Below are 19,249 nucleotides of genomic sequence, written 5' to 3' on the forward strand. Positions count from 1 at the left end.
GTCTCCTGAATGTCCTGGGAAATGGCGATTAAGGCTGTTGAACGCACTTTAGGCTCGACCTAAAGGTTTGATAAGATCAGTCCGCGTCGCTTATTTCGAAACAAAAAGTATGGAATGCCGGAGGGCGGGCGACGCGGGCAAAAAAGCGTGAGGAGACAGACATGGACCGCTTCAAGCAGATCGAAACGTTTGTGCGTGTCGCGGACGCAGGCAGCCTCGCGGCCGCCGCGCTGGAAGAGGGCGTGTCGCCGGTGATTCTCGGGCGGCGCATCGACGCGCTCGAAAAGCGCCTCGGCGTGAAGCTGATGTACCGCTCGACGCGGCGGCTCGTCGTCAGCGAAGACGGCGCCGCGTTTCTCGAGCGCTGCCGCGGTCTTCTGACCGAGTGGGATCAGGCGGAAAACGAACTGAGCGCGGGGCGGCGGGCGGTGAACGGCCACCTGATCGTGTCGGCGCCGGCCGCGTTCGGCCGCAAGCATGTCGCGCCGCTCGCGCCCGCGTTTGTCGCCGACAAGCCCGAATTGCAGGTGTCGTTCAACCTGACCGACCGTGTGGTGGACCTGGTGCGCGAGGGTTACGACCTGTCGATTCGCATCGGCGGCGCGGTCGACCCGAACTTCGTCGCGGTGAAACTGGCGTCGAACCGGCGCGTGGTCTGCGGCACGCCCGAGTATTTCCGCCAGCACGGCAAGCCGAAAACGCTCGAAGATCTGCCGCGCCACAACTGCCTCGCGTTCAATCTGCAAGGCGGGCAGAACCGCGGCTGGTATTTCCGCCGCAACGGCAAGCTCGTCACGGTGCGCGTGGGCGGCACGCTCGACTGCAACGACGGCGAACTGCTGCACCGCTGGGTGTCCGAAGGGCTCGGCCTCGGCTGGCGTTCCACGTGGGAAATCCAGCAGCAGCTCGCGCGCGGTGAACTCGAAACGGTGCTCGACGAATTCGCGCTGCCCGACTACGACATCCTCGCGGTCTACCCGCAGCAGCGCTACGTGCCGGCCAAGGTGCGCTATTTCATCGATTATCTGAAGGAGATTTACGCGAGCGAGGACTACTGGAACCGGCCCGCGTATTAGCGCTGTTTCGGGTTCTGCCGCGGTTTTTTGTCAGCGGCGCGCCGCGGCGGGAATAAACTCGGCGCATGGCCGGTTATGCGATGTGAAGCTTGACGACGAACCGCACCGCATAGCCGCACATGCCCTGGAGGGCCGAGGTGGTCCAGATCGATTCAGACGCCGATTCAGACGCCGATTCAGACGCTGCCCGCGCGAACGGCGAGACCGATGCCGCGCGCAGCCGCCGTTTCCAGCAGCTCGCGCTGCCGCATCTCGACGCCGCGTACAACCTCGCGCGCTGGCTGTGCGGCAATCCGAACGATGCCGACGACGTCGTGCAGGAAGCCTTCATGCGCGCGTTCCGCTTTTTCGACACGTTCCGCGGCGATTCGGCGCGGCCGTGGCTGCTCGCGATCGTGCGCCGCACCTGGTACACGGAGTGGCGGCGGCGCGCGTCGTCGCATGAAACAGTGGAGTTCGACGACACGATGGACGACGCCACGTTCGAGGGGTGGAGCGCGGGCGGCGCCGATCCACAGGCGCTCCTGATCCGCGACGAGGACGCGAAGCGCGTGCACGAGGCGCTCGCGCTGCTGCCCGTCGAGTATCGCGAGGTGCTGATTCTGCGTGAACTGGAAGAGATGGGTTATCGCGAGATCGCTCAGGTCGCCGATGTGCCGATCGGCACTGTGATGTCGCGGCTCGCACGCGGGCGGCGCAAGCTCGCGGCGCTCCTCGGCGAGCCGCGCGATGCGGCGGGCGCGCCGAGCGCGTCGGTGACGCCGCTTCGGGCCGTGGCCAACGGCAGATCGCTCAACAACCGCGGCGGCGCGTCCGCCGGCAACGCTCAGGAGACGCCAGATGGACTGTAACGAAGCGCGGCCGCTCCTCGATGCGAACGCCGATCGCGAATTGCCCGCGCCGGATGCACGGCGCGTCCAGCAGCATATCGAGAGCTGCGAGGCCTGCCGGCGCGAAAGCGAGAGCCTCCGGACGATGAGCCACGCGCTGCGCACGGCGCCTTATCATCGCGCGCCGCAGTCGTTGCGCTCGCGCATTCTTGCGGGCTTGCCGGAGACGCAAAGCGCGGCGGAAGACGCTGGAGCGCGGGGTGCGGGCGCTGAGGCGGAGCAGGCGGGGCGCGCGCCGGCACCGCAGCCGTTGGGCGGCGAGCGGCCGCGCAGGCTAGGCGATGGTTTGCGCGATCGGATCGACAGATGGTTCGGCGGGCGTTCCGCCGAGGGCGGGCAGGGCGCATTGGGCGGGGGGAGCCGTCCGGCGGCGCCTCGTGGCGTGGCAGCGCCGCTCGCGTCCGGCTGGTTGGTGCCGCTCGTCGTCGCCTTCGGCGCGCTGGCCGTCACAGTGACGCTCAACCTGCGCCGTCCCGCCGACTTCGCGCCGTTCGCCGACGAACTCGTGGCGAGCCATGTGCGTGCGCAGGTGTCGGGCCGCGACATCGACGTGATTTCGACGGACCGGCATACCGTCAAGCCCTGGTTCAACGGCCGGCTGGATTATTCGCCGCCGGTCGAGGACCTCGCGGCGAGCGGGTTCGCGCTGGAAGGCGGGCGGCTCGATTACCTCGCGCATCGACGGGTCGCCGTGCTGGTCTACCGTTACCGCAAGCACGTGATCGACGTCTACGTGTTCCCGCAGACGGGCGGCACGGACGGCGGCGCGCCGGCGGCGCTTGCCCGCGAAGGCTATTCGCTCGCGCACTGGGACGCCGAGGGCATGACCTGGTGGGCGATCACGGACGCTGCGCCCGAGGCGCTGAGCGGTCTGGAAACGGCGCTCAAGGCGCGCCTCGCGGCCGGCAGCGCGCGCACCGAGAGCGGTTGAGCCGGCGCGGCAAGCCGGCGCCCGCACCGGGGCGCGTTCGCTAAATGCCTGAAAACACGCCCGAACCGCGTGCTGGCGCGGTTCGATGCCTTGCAACCCGGCCCCAATCGGGCTACAATCTTCGGCTTCTCACTTGCCACACCGGTTCGACGCCCGGGTGGCTTCTATCCATAAGTCAGCACAAGGAGTGTGTATGCGTCATTATGAAATCGTCTTTATCGTGCATCCCGATCAGAGCGAGCAGGTGCCCGCCATGATCGAGCGTTACAAGAGCACGATCACCTCGCACGGTGGCCAGATCCACCGTATCGAAGACTGGGGCCGTCGCCAACTGGCCTACATGATCGAGAAACTCGCGAAGGCTCACTACGTCTGCATGAACATCGAATGCGACCAGACCACGCTCGACGAGCTGGAACACGCGTTCAAGTTCAACGACGCAGTTCTGCGTCACCTCATCGTCAAGATGAAGAAGGCCGAAACCGGCCCGTCGCCGATGATGAAGGAAGTGCAGCGCGAAGAAGCCAAGAAGTCGGCTGCTACGCAACCGTCCGAAGCGCAGGCTTAAGACACCCAATTTAAGCTACCAGAGCACAGCGCGCCGCTCTTGCCAAAGGCTACATGAACCGGCTGCAACTTACGGCCAGCGTCGTCGAACGCGAACCGGTGCGGTACACACCCGCCGGCGTTCCGATTGCAGGCTGCACGTTGCAGCACCGCACCGAAGTCGTCGAAGCCGGGATTGCCCGGCAAGTCGAACTGACCATGCAGGCAGTAGCCGCAGGCGAGGCGAGCGGTAAGCTGGAAAGCTGTCCGATGGGCGTCGAAACGCTCTTCACAGGCTTCCTGGCTAAAAAGCACCGCAACGCGAGAACTCTGGTATTTCACATCACAGCATTGCAGGACATTGGAAAGGACTGAACATGCCCCGCCCGACTGGTAAGAAATTCGACAAGCGTCGTCAGCAACAAAATCCGCTCTTCAAGCGCAAGAAGTTCTGCCGTTTCACGGCCGCTGGCGTCGAGTACATCGACTACAAGGACATCGAAACGCTGAAGGACTTCATCGGCGAAAACGGCAAGATCACGCCGGCGCGTCTCACGGGTACGAAGTCGCACTATCAACGCCAGCTGGATACGGCAATCAAGCGCGCGCGTTTCCTCGCGCTCGTGCCGTACACCGACCAGCACAAGGCCTAACCCGACGACGCGATAAGGAGCATCCGAATGCAAATCATTCTTCTGGAAAAAGTCGTCAATCTGGGCAACCTGGGCGACATCGTGAAGGTCAAGGACGGTTACGCACGTAACTTCCTGATCCCGAACAAGCAGGCTCGCCGTGCAACGAAAGAAGCGCTGGCTGAATTCGAAGTCCGCCGCGCCGAACTCGAAAAGATCGCCGCTGAAAAGCTGGCTGCTGCTCAAGCTCAAGGCGAAAAGCTGGCTGGCTCGACGGTTCAGATCGGCCAGAAGGCCGGCGTCGACGGCCGTCTGTTCGGCTCGGTGACGAACGCTGACATCGCTGAAGCGCTGGGCAAGCAAGGCTTCGCAGTGGAAAAGGCGCAAGTGCGTCTGCCGGAAGGCCCGCTGAAGCTGGTGGGCGACCACCCGATCCAGGTTTCGCTGCACACCGACGTGGTTGTGGACGTGACGGTGTCGGTGCTGGGCGAGCACGTTTAAACCGGCTGCGTCGAGCATCCGATAGTATCGGCCAGGAAGTTGCTGGCTAAAGGCAGGGGCCGGGCAACCGGCCCCTGTTTTTTTGTGCGCGTCAAATTGATTTCCTGCTGGCCGCGGTCGCCTCATTTCCACGATAATCCCTCTCCATGAACGCACCGTCCAAAGATCCCCAACTCGAGTCGCTGAAAGTCCCGCCGCATTCGATCGAGGCCGAGCAATCGGTGCTGGGCGGCTTGCTGCTGGATAACGCCGCGTGGGACCGCATCGCCGACTTTCTGTCGCAAAGCGATTTCTACCGCTACGACCACCGCATCATCTTCGAGCACATCGGCAAGCTGATCGCGGCCACGCGTCCGGCCGACGTGATTACCGTGTACGAAGCGCTCGGCACCTCGGGTAAGGCGGAAGAGGTCGGCGGGCTTGCCTATCTGAATGCGCTTGCGCAAAACACGCCGAGCGCGGCGAATATCCGGCGCTACGCCGAGATCGTGCGCGATCGCGCGGTGCTGCGCCGGCTGGTTTCGGTTGCCGATGAAATCTCGGCAGACGCGTTCAATCCGCAAGGCAAGGAAGTCCGGCAACTGCTGGACGAAGCGGAGTCGAAGGTGTTTTCGATCGCCGAAGACGGCGCGCGCGGCACCCAGGGCTTTCTCGAAATCGGGCCGCTGCTCACCGAAGTGGTGGAGCGCATCGATACGCTTTACCACACGGCCAATCCGAGCGATGTGACGGGCACGCCGACGGGCTTCGTCGACCTTGACCGCATGACGTCGGGCATGCACGGCGGCGAGCTGATCATCGTCGCAGGGCGTCCGTCGATGGGTAAGACGGCGTTTTCGATGAATATCGGCGAATACGTCGCGGTCGAATACGGCTTGCCGGTCGCCGTGTTCTCGATGGAAATGCCAGGCTCCCAGCTCACCATGCGTATGCTCGGCTCGGTCGGCCGGCTCGACCAGCACCGCATGCGAACCGGCCGCCTGACCGACGAGGACTGGCCGAAGCTCACGCACGCCGTGCAGAAAATGAGCGAGGCGCAGATTTTCATCGACGAAACCGGCGGTCTGAATCCGATGGAACTGCGCTCGCGCGCGCGGCGGCTTTCACGCCAGTGCGGCAAGCTAGGGCTCATCATCATCGACTATTTGCAGCTGATGAGCGGGTCGTCGTCCGGCGAAAACCGCGCGACCGAAATCTCGGAGATTTCGCGTTCGCTCAAGAGTCTCGCGAAAGAACTCGACGTACCGGTAATTGCTTTGTCCCAGCTCAATCGCGGCCTCGAACAGCGTCCGAACAAGCGGCCGATCATGTCCGACTTGCGCGAATCGGGCGCTATCGAACAGGACGCCGACGTGATCCTCTTCATTTACCGCGACGAAGTGTATAACCCCGACAGCCCTGACAAAGGCACGGCGGAAATCATTATCGGCAAGCAGCGGAATGGTCCGATCGGGCCGGTTCGGCTCACGTTCCACGGCCAATTCACGAAGTTCGACAACTTTGCCGGCGCGCAGAATTTTTACGGCGAGTAGCGTGGTGAGTAGCACGGCAAATAAAGCGGCGAGCAGCCGCGAATCGATGACGTAGCACGAAAGCCGCGACCAAAAGCAGCGCCGAAGCAATGGCGCTGTTGTAACCGCGCTTTGCAAAGTGCGACATCGATCCTGCAACGGTACAATATGGCGGTTTTATGTCAGCCATTATGTGACCAATTTTCGGGATCCCAATGTTCGGTCGATTCATGCCCACCGAGGGCAAGTTTTTTGATATTTTCAACGCGCATGCAGAGTGCATCGTCTCGGCGAGCCGCGAACTCGAACTGCTGATCGACAATCTGCAGGACGCGGAAACCCACAAGCAAAACGTGCAAAAGGCCGAAAAGGCTGCCGACAAGCTCACGCACGAAACCATCGACCTGCTGCACAAGACGTTCATCACGCCGCTCGACCGCGACGAAATCCACAAGCTCATCACCACGATGGACGACATCCTCGATCTGATGGAAGACGTCGCCACCGCTATTTCCCTTTACGACGTGCAGTCCGTCACCTCCGAGGCGAGCCAGCTCGCGCACATCTGCACGGCGACGTCCGAGCGCGTGCAGTTCGCGGTGAGACTGTTGTCGGACATGAAGCAGGCAAGCCAGATTCTGAAGGCGTGCGAGGAAATCGACCGGCTCGAATCCGAAGCGGACCGCGTGCTGCGCGCGGCCATGTCGAAACTCTTTCGCGAAGAGGACAACGTCAAGACGCTTATCAAGCTGAAGGCGATTTACGAATTGCTCGAAACGATCACCGACAAGTGTGAAGACGTAGCGAACATCATTGAAGGCATCGTGCTGGAAAACGCATAATGCAATCGATACAACTCGCTATCTGGGTGGTCGCCGCCCTGGTCGCCGTCGCGCTGATTTTCGACTTCATGAACGGCTTTCACGACGCGGCGAATTCGATCGCCACCGTCGTGTCGACCGGCGTGCTGAAGCCGCAGCAGGCGGTCGCGTTCGCCGCGGCGTTCAACGTCATCGCGTATTTCGTGTTCCACCTGAAAGTCGCCGCGACGGTCGGCAAGGGCACGATCGACCCGGCCATCGTCGATCACTACGTGATTTTCGGCGCGCTCGTCGGCGCGATCGGGTGGAACGTCATCACGTGGCACTACGGCATTCCGTCGAGTTCGTCGCACGCGCTGATCGGCGGGCTCGTGGGCTCGGCGCTCGCCAAGTCCGGCTGGGGCTCGCTGAATTTCGACGGGCTCATGAAGACCGTGACGTTTATTCTCGTCTCGCCGCTGCTCGGCTTCGTGCTCGGCTCGTTCTTCATGCTGGCCGTGTCGTGGATCTATTTCCGCACGCCACCCAGCAAGGTCGACCGGCGCTTCCGCCGCCTGCAACTGGTATCCGCCGGTTTGTACAGTCTTGGGCACGGCGGCAATGACGCGCAAAAAACCATCGGCATTATCTGGATGCTGCTGATCGCGACGGGCTATGCGTCGTCGCTCGCCGATGCGCCGCCGTTGTGGGTGATCGGCGGCTGCTATCTGTCGATGGGTGTTGGAACGTTGTTCGGCGGCTGGCGAATCGTCCGCACCATGGGGCAGAAGATCACGAAGCTGAAGCCGGTTGGCGGTTTTTGCGCGGAATCGGGCGGGGCGATTACTCTGTTCACCGCCTCGTGGCTCGGTATTCCGGTGTCCACCACGCATACGATCACCGGCGCGATCGTCGGCGTCGGCGCGACGCAGAAGCTGAGCGCGGTGCGCTGGGGCGTGGCCGGCAACATCGTGTGGGCCTGGATTCTGACGATCCCGGCTTCGGCGGCGCTCGCCGCCGTCGCATGGTGGCTCGGCCACCATTTCCTGTAAGTTTCACGGCCTGCCGGCGGGGGACGCTGTGGTCGTCCGCCCGGTAGGCGTAACACGGTAGGCGTAACACAGCGTGGCAGCGGTGCAGGTCAACGGCTCTACCGCCGCGGGCGGATGAACGGGCCAAGCCCAACGCCCAGGCTCAACGCCTCACCTCATATCAACGGCGCGCTCGCGCCATCCATCGGCACGATCGCGCCCGTCACATAACTCGCGCGGCGGCTCGCCAGAAATAGCGCGACGTCCGCGATTTCCTCCGGTTTTGCATAGCGCCCGAGCGGCACCTTCGCCTGTCCGCGCGCCAGCGCCTCCGCGCTCCCGATGCCTTGCTGCGTCGCTTCCAACTGGACTGCTTCCTCGACGCGCTCGGTCAGCGTCGCGCCCGGATTGATCGCGTTGATCCGGATGCCGTAACGCGCGTAGTAGTGGGCGAGGCCGACCGTGGCGAGCATCAGCGCGGCATTTGCGGCGCCGCCGGCAATATGGATGTCGCTCGCGATCTTGCCGCCCATGCCGATGATATTCACGATCGTCCCCGGGTCGCCGCCATCGCCTCTTTTCGCGCGCTCCGCCATCCGGCGCAGCACTTCCTGTTGCGGGTAGATGTACGGGAAATACTTGGCTTCCATCGTGGCGCGAAACGCGTCCGCATCGAGCGTTTCGGGGTCGTAGCGGCGCGCCGCGCCGGCGCTGTTGACCAGCACATCGATCGGGCCGACGGCGGTAGTCACTTCCTCGACGATGTCCGCGGCGCTGTGCGGTTCGTGCAGATCGGCGCGCGTGCGATGCACGTGCAAGCCTTCCTGTTTCAGCTGCTCGTAGGCGCGCGCCAGGTTGGCGGGATCGCGCGAAACGATCGCGACCTTCGCACCTTCGATCGCGAACGCGCGGGCACACGCAAAGCCAATGCCCTTGCTGCCACCCGTGATCAAGACCACTTTTTCTTTCAGCCCGAGATCCATTGTCGTCACCCGCTTCGGAAGAATACCGATGACGATAGCAGATCGGCGGCGTCCGCGTGCTGACCGAGCCAGGCTGCGCGCGGTGTTTCTGGACGTGCCGATCGGACGAATCCGATTCATCGCTGGGACAATGTGTGCGCGTTTAGTTCGCGTATTTATCAGCATTGCGAAGCAGATTGACCGCATTGCAGATGGCGGATGCTTTGTGCTCCAGGCAACTAACCAGCATGTATAAGGGCGCGCGCGTTGGCGCGTGCTGGGGTCGCCGCTTTCGCTAGAACTTGCCGTTGGCGAAACGGGCGATCGGGTCGTCGTTGGTCTGCGAAGGAGCGGGTGTGGGTCGCGAGGCCGTCGAGGCGCGCATGATTTGCACGGCGCCGTCATCCGCCTGTGCTTCACCTGCGCGCTGGGCTTGCCCCGTTTGTTCAGTCTGCTGTGCGAGGCGCGCCTGGCGGGCGGCGATCGAAGCCGGTGGCGGCGGTTCGAAAGCGTCGGCGGCTGCATCGATGGCGTCCGGTGTAGCGGCGTTTGCCGTCTGCGGCATCGCGCGCGCTGTGGCTGTCGATTGCGCTTGAACGGGCGTTCCACTGCTGCCGCTGTCGCTGCCATAGCCGCTTGCCCGCGTCGACGCGACCGGCGTCGGCGAGACGGCGCCGGCCGCGCGGGCCTGCAATTGCGCTGCGGTCATCGCGGGCGGCGGCGGCTCGAACGGATCGGCTTGCGGCGCGCGGGTCGCTGCCGTTGAGACCGTCGAGAGCGCGGCCGAATCGCCAGTCGCGTTCGATGTCACTCGCGGTTGTCCGGTAACCCGAGCCGTGGTGGTTTGCGAAAGTCCAGCATCGGCGGCGTAGTCCGAACCCGTCTTCGCCGTCACAGACGGCGTATTCGCGGCGCTCGCGCGGGCACCGCCTTGATCGCTGCCGTAGCCAGTCGCAGCGGAGCGCTCAGGCTGCGGCGCCGCAGCCTGATAGCTCGGCGCGTCGAACGGCGCCGGCTTGGCGGCCGGTCCGGCCATACGGCGGATGCCGTCGAAGCGCTTTGCCCAGTACGGATTGGTCAGGTAGTCGAGCCGCACCGTGCCGCCCGTCGACGGCGCATTCACGAAGCGCAGCTTGCCCACGTAGATGCCCACATGCGAGTGCGGGCGCCCAGTCGTGTTGAAGAAGATCAGATCGCCCGGCGCTATCTCGTCGGGTTCGACCGATTCGCCGCGTCCGCTCATATCCGCGGTCGTGCGCGGCAAATTCACCGAAGCCGCGCGCGCGACCACGTAGCGAACCAGGCCGCTGCAATCGAAGCCGCTATCGGGCGTGTTGCCGCCCCAGCGGTAGGGCACGCCGACGAGGCTCATCGCCTGAATGGAGATTTCCTCGCGGCCGATGCTGTGGTCCACGAAGTTCGGAAAGCCCGGCGGCGGCGGCCGATACGCCCCGTTTGCGACGACGACGGAGCTTCCCGCGCGCGACGACGTCTTCTGCGGCGCGCCGGCACACGCGGCGAGCAGCACGACGGTCAGTAGCGAGAGGGCGAGTCGGCGCATGAAAGGGAAGGCGGTAAACGCTCGTTTAAAGGCGGACGATGTCCGGATGGTAGCCGGTGAAACGCGCAACCGGCAAGAATTCTTGACAAATTACTTGAAGTTCACACGCTAAGTGTTGCCTGCCAAAGACGCCGCAGCCATAAAAAAACCGCGCCCCGGGAAAGCGGGGCGCGGCTTGAGCGGTAACCGGCCTGACGGCCAGCCGGTTGATCTTTAAAGGATTTCCGATGCGTAGTCGGCGAGGCGCGAACGCTCGCCGCGCGCCAGCGTCACGTGCCCGCTGTGCGCCCAACCCTTGAAACGGTCGACCACGTACGTCAGACCCGAACTGCCTTCCGTCAGATAAGGCGTGTCGATCTGCGCGATATTGCCGAGGCAAATGATCTTCGTGCCCGGCCCGGCGCGCGTGACCAGCGTCTTCATCTGCTTGGGTGTCAGGTTTTGCGCCTCGTCGATGATCAGATACTTGTCCACGAACGTCCGGCCACGCATGAAGTTCATGCTCTTGATCTTCAGGCGCGAACGGATCAGTTCCTGGGTCGCGGCGCGGCCCCATTCGCCCGCGGCGTCGTCGGTTTTCTGCAGCACTTCGAGGTTGTCGTCGAATGCACCCATCCACGGCTGCATCTTTTCCTCTTCAGTGCCGGGCAGGAAGCCGATGTCCTCGCCGACGGGCACGGTCGCGCGCGTCACGATGATCTCGTTGTAGCGCTTGTCGTCGAGCACCTGCGCGAGCCCCGCTGCGAGCGCCACCAGCGTCTTGCCGGTGCCGGCCTGGCCGAGCAGCGTGACGAAGTCGATCTCCGGATTCATCAACAGGTTCAGCGCGAAATTCTGCTCGCGGTTGCGCGCGGTGATGCCCCACACGTTGTTCTTGTGATGGCCGTAGTCGCGCAGCGTTTGCAGCAGCGCCGTCTTGCCGTTGAGCTCGCGAACGAGCGCATGGAACGCCGGCTCGCCGTTCTGCGGCTCGAGATACACGAACTCGTTGACGAGCATCGACGGACACAGCGGCCCGGTCACGCGGTAATACGTGGTGCCGGTCTTGGTGTCCTGCCAGCTCTCCATGCCCTTCGCATGGCGGGTCCAGAAGTCCTGCGGCAGCGCGCGGATGCCCGAATACAGCAGATCGCTGTCCTCGAGCACCTGGTCGTTGAAGTAGTCTTCAGCGGGCAAGCCGAGCGCATGCGCCTTGATGCGCATGTTGATGTCTTTCGACACCAGCACGACCTGGCGATCCGACCGGTCGCGCTGCAACGCGCGCACCACGCCGAGAATCTGATTGTCGGCCTTGCCTTCCGGCAAGCCCTCGACCGGTTCGATCGCCGTCAGCTTCGTCTGGAAGTAGAGGCGCCCGGAAGCCTCGCGGCTGCCGAGCCGCGCGAGCGAAATGCCGTCGGACATGTTGCCCGCGTTCGCCACCAGCGCGTCGAGCGTGCGGCTCACCTGACGGGCGTTGCGCGCGACTTCCGACATGCCTTTCTTGTGGTTGTCGAGTTCCTCCAACGTCATCATCGGCAGATAGACGTCGTGCTCCTCGAAACGGAACAGGCAGCTTGGATCGTGCATCAGCACGTTGGTGTCGAGCACGAAGAGCTTTTGCATCTCGACCAACTGTGCGTCCGTGCCGCGTTTTTTGCTCGTGCCGCGCGCGGTTGGCGCGACAGTGGGCGCGCTGGCGGCGGGTTGCTTCGCGCCTGGCTTGCGCGCGATGGCCGGCTGCGGTTCGGCGGACGGCTCGACAGCGGGCTCGGCCTGCGGACGCGCTGCGGGAACCGGCTGCAGCAGCGCGGCGGTTTGCCGGGTCTTGCGCCCGGAGCCCGACGCGCCGCGTGACTGCGCGGCCTCGCCTGCGGCGGACGCGGTGGCGGCAGCCGACGATGCCGGCACCGGCCGCAAGGTGGTCGCGGCATTGGCGGCGTGCGCCATGGGCGTGGCGACATTCGCGCGGCCGTAGTCGGCCGGCTCCGCGGATTCTCCCTCGGCCTGTTTCTTCGCGGCGGAGCGCGCCGGCGTGGCGGCCTTGGCCTTGTATTCGTCAGGGGGCAGGAGATTGCCGAGCTTGCTCGGGGGGGTAGGCAAAGGCATGGTTTCCCTCGAAATTATCGGGTCGCATATCGTGCGCCGCCTGTCGCATTCTGCCGGTGCCGATGTTGCGCACGCAGTTTGCGCCCGGAGGCGCGCATTCGGTCTAGAGATGCCGGTTCGCCTGGTCTTCGATCGGCTCCTTAACGGAAACGCGTGGCCGAATGAACGAACGGCTGCGCGCAATTAAAAAAGCCGCCGCCCCGTCGTACGGGGCAAGCGGCTCGCCTACGGTGTTCGCGTTGCGCCTGACGACTCCGCCAGTCCCGATGAGGGCGACGACGGCGATATGACCGTCAAGTCTTGCGCAGCGACGAAAAATTTGGGGTGGACAGGCACTCATTGCAACCCAATATAACGCGCCTCAAAGCGCTTGTACAGCCTCCAGAATTTCGTCGACATGGCCCGGCACCTTCACGCCGCGCCACTCCTGCTGCAGCACGCCGTCAGCGTCGATGAGGAACGTGGAGCGCTCGATTCCCCGCACTTCTTTGCCATACATTTTCTTCATTTTGATGACGCCGAAGAGCGCGCACAGTTTTTCTTCGGGGTCCGAGATCAAGGGGAAGGGCAATTCGAGCTTCGCCTTGAAATTGTCATGCGAGCGCAGGCTGTCGCGCGAGACGCCCAGAATTTCGGCGCCGGCTTTCTTGAACTTCGGATACAGATCGCGAAACTGCAGACCTTCGGTCGTGCAGCCCGGCGTGTTGTCCTTCGGATAAAAGTACAGCACCACCTTCTTACCCCGCAGGCCGGACAGCGTGATCTCGCCTCCGGTAGCGGCAGCGGTGAAGTCGGGGATGGGTTTATCGACTGCGATGGACACGAGGTTCTCCGGTTGTTATGGTCGGCGTGCGCGTTATGGCGGCGCGGGCCTGGCATCGAAACTTTTTGGGGGAGGGGCTACCGGTGCGCGCATAGTCTCGCGTGGCGGCTGGGCATAAGGGCAGTCTGCCGGCCTTAATCGAACAGCAACCGGATGGCAACGAAGGCTGCGTCGACTGGAAGCGCGCCGACCGACCCGTCACGGCTGGACGATCAACTCGCCGGAGCGCCCTGGAATTTCGCCCCACGTAACAGGGTACGATGGCAGCGCGCCGCGGTCCAGCGCCGCGTAATAGTCGCCCATGGTCGCAAACGTATGGCCTTGCGCGCGCCAGCCGTTCAGCAACTGTTCGAGGATCGGCGCGAGCTTTTGCCCTTCGAGTTCCGCGTGCAGCGTGAAGACCTGATCGTGCGGATTGTTTTCCGTGTGCTTCAGCATGAACGCGGCCACGTTGTGTTCGTCGACGCCGTTCACGCCGAGCACTTCGTCGAGCGTGGGCAACGTGGTCGGCATCTGCACATGCGCAAGCGTCTTGCCGTCGACGACCGGCAGATACGGCGAATGCCCGCGGCCGTCGGACGCGTAGTGCATGCCCCACGCGTCGATCTGCTCGAACGCGTGGCCGTTCATCTGCCAGCCGGCTGCGCCATGCGTGAGCGGCGGCGCGCCGAAAATATCGACGAAACGATCATGGCTTTGCTGCATTTGCGCCGCGGTCCATCCGCGATCTTTCGAGCGCACGTTGTCCTGCCAATAGACGTGGTCCCACGTGTGAATGCCGCATTCGAAACCGGCTTCGTGAATCGCGCGCATCTCCGCCGACGCCTTCACGCCGATATCCGGCCCCGGCAGCAGCACGCCGTACATCAGTTGCCTGATGCCGTAGTGCTCGACCACCGACGTGCGCGACACCTTCTTCAGAAAGCCCGGCCGCAGCACGCGGCGCATCGCCCAACCGGTGTGGTCGGGCCCGAGGCTAAAGAGGAAGGTGGCGCGCGCCTTGAAGCGATCGAAAATACGCGCGAGGTTCGGCACGCCTTCGCGTGTGCCGCGCAGCGTGTCGACGTCGATCTTCAGGACGATACGGGCCAAGGATCAGCCCTTATTGCTGTTCGACGAGCGCGCGTGCTTCGGCGACGTGGCCGCGATACGCTTCGAAAATCTTGCGCAGCGCTTCGTCGAAGGTCGACTTCGGCGCCCAGCCGAGTTCCTGCATCGTGTTGTCGATCTTCGGCACGCGGTTTTGCACGTCCTGATAGCCCGCGCCGTAGTACGCGCCCGACGACGTCTCGACCAGTTGCACTTTTTTCGCGGTCTCTGCGTACTCAGGGAATTCCGCGGCCAACGTCAGCATCTTGTGCGCGAGTTCGCGCACCGAGAAGTTGTTGGTCGGATTGCCGATGTTGTAGATCTTGCCCGTCGCGACGCCGTTCTTGTTGTCGATGATCTTCATCAGCGCGCCGATGCCGTCGTCGATATCCGTGAACGCGCGTTTTTGCGCGCCGCCGTCGACGAGGCTGATGTTCTCGCCGCGCACGATGTGGCCGAGGAACTGCGTGACCACGCGCGAGCTGCCTTCCTTCGGCGTGTAGATCGAGTCGAGGCCCGGGCCGATCCAGTTGAACGGACGGAACAGCGTGAAGTTCAGGCCCTCCATGCCGTAGCCCCAGATCACGCGGTCCATCAACTGCTTCGAGCACGCGTAGATCCAGCGCGGCTTGTTGATCGGGCCGTACGACAGTTGCGATTCTTCCGGATCGAACTGCTCGTCCGTGCACATGCCGTAGACCTCGGACGTCGACGGAAACACGAGGTGCTTGCCGTACTTGACCGCCGAACGCACGATGGGCAGGTTCGCCTCGAAGTCGAGTTCGAACACGCGCAGCGGCTGCTTCACGTAAGTGGCGGGCGTCGCGATCGCGACCAGCGGCAGAATCACATCGCACTTCTTGACGTGATATTCGACCCACTCCTTGTTGATCGTGATGTCGCCTTCGAAGAAGTGCATCCGCTCATGATTGATGAGATCGCCCAGACGTTCGGTCTGCATGTCCCATCCCGAAGACTTCCCAATCGGTCGTTTCGAGAATGCGTTTGGACAGGTGATGGCCGATAAAGCCGTTCACACCCAGGATCAGGACTTTCTTCATAAAGGTCGGGGAGTTTGAATGAGCTGGGCGAATTCGGCCGGAGTGACGACAGTTTCGGTGCCGTCGTGCTGATGCCGCAATTCGTGGATGGCGATCGCGCGACCGTCGCCGCATATCGCGAAAACGGCATTATCGCTTACGTGCAGGCCCGGCGGCAAATCCGGGCGAAGCGCGCCGGGTGTCGCGAGGCGTGCGCGCGCAACAACAAAACGCCGGCCGCCGACGTCGGTAAACGCGCCGGGATAGGGCGGCGCGACCGCGCGAATCAGGTTGTAGACCTGTTGCGCCGGCTGGCTCCAGTCGATGCGGCCGTCTTCCGGCTTGCGCCCGCCGTAGTAGCTGCCGTGCGACAGATCGTTCGGCAGATGCGGCGCCTCGCCCGCCAGCAGCGCCGGCAGCACGCGCCACAGCGTCTGCTCGGCGGCCACGGTGACCTTGTCGAACACTTGCGCGGCGGTGTCGTCGGGCAGGATCGGCACCGGCGTTTGCGCGACGATCGCGCCCGCGTCCGGCTTGGCGGCCATTTCGTGCAGCGTCGCGCCGGTTTCGGTTTCGCCGTGCAGCACCGCCCAGTTGGTCGGCACGCGGCCGCGGTACTTTGGCAGCAGCGAGCCGTGCATGTTGTAGGCGCCGCGCGCGGCGAGCGCGAGCACGTCGACCGGCAACATATGGCGGTAGTAGAACGAGAAGATAAAGTCCGGCCGCGCCGCGCTCACCGCCGCGCGCAGTTCCGGGCTTTTCGGATCGGCGGGCGTCACGACGGGAATGCCGTGCTCGGCCGCCACGCTCGCGACGCTGCCAAACCAGATGTTCTCGGTCGGACTGTCTTCGTGAGTGACGACGAGCGCCACGTCCACGCCGCGCGCGAGCAGCACCTGCAGGCAGCGCACGCCGACGTTGTGATACGCGAATACGACGGCGCGCGGTTTCATCGGTTCGGGCCCTGGTCGCGGTGATCGCGCTGGTCGCGCTGGTCGACAATCGGCGCCGGTTGAACAGCCTGCACGACGGTTTGACGCGGCATGTCGGCCACCGCCGTGCCGTTGCGCTCTTCGAGAATGGTCTGCACCAGATAACGCGGACGCGCGCGCACCTGCTGATAAATCCGCCCGATGTACTCGCCGAGCAGCCCGAGCGCGAAGATGATCACGCCGAGCAGGAAGAACGTAATGGCGAACAGCGTGAACACGCCCTGAACTTCCGCGCCGATGATGAAGCGGCGAATCAGCAGCAGCACGAACAGCGCCGCGGAGCCGAGCGACAGGATGACGCCGATGAACGACAGCCACTGCAGCGGCACGACCGAGAAGCCGGTCACGAGGTCGAAATTCAGGCGGATCAGCGAATACAGCGAGTACTTGGATTCGCCCGCGAAGCGCTCTTCGTGCGCCACTTCGATCTCGACCGGATTCTGCGCGAAGGTGTACGCGAGCGCCGGAATGAACGTGTTGATTTCGCCGCAGCGATTGATCGTGTCGATGATGTGCCGGCTGTACGCGCGCAGCATGCAGCCCTGGTCGGTCATCTTGATGCGCGTGATGCGCTCGCGCAGACGGTTCATCGCGCGCGAAGCCTTGCGGCGCCACAAGCTGTCCTGGCGTTGCAGGCGAATCGTGCCGACGTAGTCGAAGCCTTCGCGCATCTTCGAGACGAGCTTGCCGATTTCTTCCGGCGGATTTTGCAGATCGGCGTCGAGCGTGATGACGATCTCGCCGCGCGACTGCTCGAAGCCCGCGAGAATCGCCATGTGCTGCCCGTAGTTGCCGTTCAGCAGGATCACGCGGGTCGTGTCGGGGCGCGCGCGGAACTGCTCGGCGAGCAGCGCGGGGGATTTGTCGCGGCTGCCGTCGTTGATGAAGATCACTTCATACGACGTGCCGAGCGCGTCGAGCGCCGGATAGAGCCGCGCGAAGAGCGCGCCCAGCCCGGCTTCCTCGTTGTACACCGGAATGATGATCGACACTTCCGGTGTGACGGCGCGTTGTTCCGTATAAATCATTTCCGCTTATTTTCCGTATTGTTCGCAAATTTCATTGACTGCGCGGCAGACGCGCTGCACGTCGCCTTCGTTCATCAGCGTGAAGAGCGGTAGGGTGACGTTCGTCGCGCCGAAACGCTCGGCGTGCGGGAACATGCCTTCCGTAAAGCCGCGCGCGCGATACAGCGTGAACAGGTGAATCGCAGGATAGTGCACGCCGGAGCCGATGCCGCGGTCTTTCAATTGACTCATGAAACCCGCGCGGTCGATGGAAAGCTTGTCGAGCGGCAGCGTGATCTGGAACATGTGCCAGTTGCTGTTCTCGAAGTCGGCGAACGGCAGGCCGACGCCGAGCTTCTGCGCCGCGCCGCCCTCGAAGCCGGCGAAATACGCGCGCGCGAGTTTCCTGCGCTGCGCGAGAAAGCGTTCCAGATGCGGCAATTGACCGAGGCCGACGCGCGCGGCGACGTCCGTCAGGTTGTACTTGCCACCGAGCACGTCGCAGTCCATGCCGTCGAAACCCGTGCGCGTGATGCCTTGCAGGCGGTACTTTTGCGCGAGCACGGCTTCGTCCTCATTGTTCAGCACGAGCGCGCCGCCTTCGATCGACGTGAGGTTCTTGTTCGCGTGAAAGCTGAACGAGACCATGTCGCCGATCGCGCCGATGCGCTTGCCGTTCCATGTCGAGCCGAACGCCTGCGCGGCGTCTTCGACCACGCGCAGCTTGTGCGCGCGAGCGATCGCGTACAGGCGGTCCATGTCGACGGGCAGGCCGGACAGATAGACGGGGATCAGCGCCTTGGTGCGCGGCGTGATCGCCTGCTCGAGCTTGTCGAGGTCGATGTTGCGCGTGACCGGGTCGATGTCGGCGAATACCGGCGTCGCGCCGACTTCGTAGATCACGTTGCTCGTCGACACCCACGAGGCAGGCGTCGTGATCACTTCGTCGCCTTCGCCGACGTCTGCAATGCGCAGACCGATTTCCAGCGTCGCCGTGCCGGAATTGAACGTGCGCACCGGACGGCCGCCGCAGAATTCGGAGAGCGCCGCCTCGAATTTCTGGTTTTGCGGGCCCGTGGTGATCCAGCCGGAGCGCAGCACATCGGCTACGCCCTGAATCGTTTCTTCGTCGATTTCCGGTTTGACGAACGGCAGGAAGGGCAGAGACGCAACGGTTGACTGGGTCATGAATGCTTCGCTCGATCAATGAGGCCGGGGCCCGAACGGCGCTGTGGAAACACACTGCGCGCGATTCGAGGCCAAGGCCGAAAAAGGGTGCAACCGCGGAGCATACCGCGATGAACCTTACATTTTGCTTGGCCGGCATGGATGCCGGCTTACGCTGTCTTTACCCCGGCGTTTGCCGCGGCGTTCTACGCGACGCGCCTAGCTGCGCGCAAGTATCACCACGCCGACCAGAATCACGCCGATGCCGACGAGCTTGTGCACCGACAGCACTTCGCCGAACAGATACCACGCGGCGAACGCATTGACGATGTAGCCGAGCGACAGCATCGGATACGCGATCGACACGTCCACGCGCGACAGCCCGACGATCCACACCACGACGCTGATCACATAGCACGCCAGCCCGCCGATGATCGGCGGCTGCGTCGCAAGTCGAAAGGCGATCGGCAGGATGTTCGCACGGGTGAATTCGAAGTGTCCAACGGCATTCGTACCGGCTTTGAGCAACAACTGCGCACCGGCGTTCAACGTGACGCCGGCAAGAATGCAAAAGAGGGAAATCGGATTCATCGAATGTTCAG

19 protein-coding genes and 1 pseudogene are annotated in these 19,249 nt (G+C 63.7%); 10 read left to right on the plus strand and 10 right to left on the minus strand.

The annotated features are described in order from the left end of the window. The first annotated feature begins 161 nt into the window (after positions 1-161). The 10 genes from ABIE53_RS09830 (at position 162) to ABIE53_RS09875 (ending at position 7,939) form a co-directional block, all read left to right on the plus strand. A complete protein-coding gene (locus ABIE53_RS09830; protein WP_107707676.1) occupies positions 162-1,076 on the plus strand; it encodes a LysR family transcriptional regulator in 915 nt (304 codons plus the stop codon). A gap of 137 nt (positions 1,077-1,213) precedes the next feature. Next, a complete protein-coding gene (locus tag ABIE53_RS09835) occupies positions 1,214-1,927 on the plus strand; it encodes an RNA polymerase sigma factor (protein ID WP_374710193.1) in 714 nt (237 codons plus the stop codon). Next, a complete protein-coding gene (locus tag ABIE53_RS09840) occupies positions 1,917-2,897 on the plus strand; it encodes an anti-sigma factor family protein (RefSeq protein WP_107707678.1) in 981 nt (326 codons plus the stop codon). Before ABIE53_RS09835 ends, ABIE53_RS09840 begins: the two co-directional genes overlap by 11 nt. A gap of 193 nt (positions 2,898-3,090) precedes the next feature. Continuing rightward, positions 3,091-3,465, plus strand: a complete 375-nt coding sequence (gene rpsF, locus ABIE53_RS09845) for a 30S ribosomal protein S6 (RefSeq protein ID WP_006048823.1) — start codon at positions 3,091-3,093, stop codon at positions 3,463-3,465. A 53-nt stretch (positions 3,466-3,518) separates the two neighbouring features. Then, positions 3,519-3,818 (plus strand): primosomal replication protein N, encoded by a 300-nt coding sequence (priB, locus tag ABIE53_RS09850; RefSeq protein ID WP_006048824.1) that lies wholly within the window; start codon positions 3,519-3,521, stop codon positions 3,816-3,818. 2 nt (positions 3,819-3,820) lie between these two features. After that, complete coding sequence (gene rpsR / locus ABIE53_RS09855; protein WP_006048825.1) at positions 3,821-4,096, plus strand: 30S ribosomal protein S18; 276 nt, start codon at positions 3,821-3,823, stop codon at positions 4,094-4,096. 27 nt (positions 4,097-4,123) lie between these two features. Further along, positions 4,124-4,576, plus strand: a complete 453-nt coding sequence (rplI, locus tag ABIE53_RS09860) for a 50S ribosomal protein L9 (RefSeq protein WP_006048826.1) — start codon at positions 4,124-4,126, stop codon at positions 4,574-4,576. Between the two features lie 146 nt (positions 4,577-4,722). Next, the gene (locus ABIE53_RS09865; RefSeq protein WP_006048827.1) at positions 4,723-6,108 is read left to right on the plus strand and encodes a replicative DNA helicase; all 1,386 of its coding nucleotides are present in this window, start codon (positions 4,723-4,725) and stop codon (positions 6,106-6,108) included. A gap of 194 nt (positions 6,109-6,302) precedes the next feature. After that, positions 6,303-6,929 carry a DUF47 domain-containing protein gene (locus ABIE53_RS09870; protein WP_006048828.1) on the plus strand — a complete coding sequence of 209 codons (627 nt, stop codon included), beginning with the start codon at positions 6,303-6,305 and terminating at the stop codon, positions 6,927-6,929. Continuing rightward, positions 6,929-7,939, plus strand: coding sequence for an inorganic phosphate transporter (locus ABIE53_RS09875; RefSeq protein ID WP_006048829.1), 1,011 nt, complete (start codon positions 6,929-6,931; stop codon positions 7,937-7,939). Before ABIE53_RS09870 ends, ABIE53_RS09875 begins: the two co-directional genes overlap by 1 nt. Positions 7,940-8,094: 155 nt before the next feature. Here the strand turns inward: ABIE53_RS09875 and ABIE53_RS09880 are convergent, their stop codons facing one another. The 10 genes and pseudogenes from ABIE53_RS09880 to ABIE53_RS09925 form a co-directional block, all read right to left on the minus strand. Continuing rightward, positions 8,095-8,901, minus strand: coding sequence for an SDR family oxidoreductase (locus ABIE53_RS09880; protein WP_006048830.1), 807 nt, complete (start codon positions 8,899-8,901; stop codon positions 8,095-8,097). A gap of 274 nt (positions 8,902-9,175) precedes the next feature. Next, positions 9,176-10,441 carry a C40 family peptidase gene (locus ABIE53_RS09885; protein WP_107707679.1) on the minus strand — a complete coding sequence of 422 codons (1,266 nt, stop codon included), beginning with the start codon at positions 10,439-10,441 and terminating at the stop codon, positions 9,176-9,178. 213 nt (positions 10,442-10,654) lie between these two features. Further along, a complete protein-coding gene (locus ABIE53_RS09890) occupies positions 10,655-12,529 on the minus strand; it encodes a PhoH family protein (RefSeq protein ID WP_107707680.1) in 1,875 nt (624 codons plus the stop codon). 361 nt (positions 12,530-12,890) lie between these two features. Further along, complete coding sequence (locus ABIE53_RS09895; protein WP_107707681.1) at positions 12,891-13,352, minus strand: peroxiredoxin; 462 nt, start codon at positions 13,350-13,352, stop codon at positions 12,891-12,893. A gap of 198 nt (positions 13,353-13,550) precedes the next feature. Continuing rightward, complete coding sequence (locus ABIE53_RS09900; RefSeq protein WP_192698884.1) at positions 13,551-14,444, minus strand: polysaccharide deacetylase family protein; 894 nt, start codon at positions 14,442-14,444, stop codon at positions 13,551-13,553. Between the two features lie 10 nt (positions 14,445-14,454). Further along, positions 14,455-15,502: pseudogene (locus ABIE53_RS09905) on the minus strand (bifunctional UDP-4-keto-pentose/UDP-xylose synthase). Next, positions 15,499-16,434, minus strand: a complete 936-nt coding sequence (locus tag ABIE53_RS09910; protein WP_006048836.1) for a formyltransferase — start codon at positions 16,432-16,434, stop codon at positions 15,499-15,501. Before ABIE53_RS09910 ends, ABIE53_RS09905 begins: the two are co-directional and overlap by 4 nt. Continuing rightward, positions 16,431-17,501 (minus strand): glycosyltransferase, encoded by a 1,071-nt coding sequence (locus ABIE53_RS09915; RefSeq protein WP_053858011.1) that lies wholly within the window; start codon positions 17,499-17,501, stop codon positions 16,431-16,433. Before ABIE53_RS09915 ends, ABIE53_RS09910 begins: the two co-directional genes overlap by 4 nt. Positions 17,502-17,507: 6 nt before the next feature. Further along, positions 17,508-18,668, minus strand: coding sequence for a DegT/DnrJ/EryC1/StrS family aminotransferase (locus ABIE53_RS09920; RefSeq protein WP_107707683.1), 1,161 nt, complete (start codon positions 18,666-18,668; stop codon positions 17,508-17,510). Between the two features lie 198 nt (positions 18,669-18,866). After that, complete coding sequence (locus tag ABIE53_RS09925) at positions 18,867-19,238, minus strand: SMR family transporter (RefSeq protein WP_006048839.1); 372 nt, start codon at positions 19,236-19,238, stop codon at positions 18,867-18,869. Between the last annotated feature and the right edge of the window lie 11 nt (positions 19,239-19,249).

Source organism: Paraburkholderia sp. OAS925 (assembly GCF_040543975.1).
Lineage (GTDB): Bacteria > Pseudomonadota > Gammaproteobacteria > Burkholderiales > Burkholderiaceae > Paraburkholderia > Paraburkholderia graminis.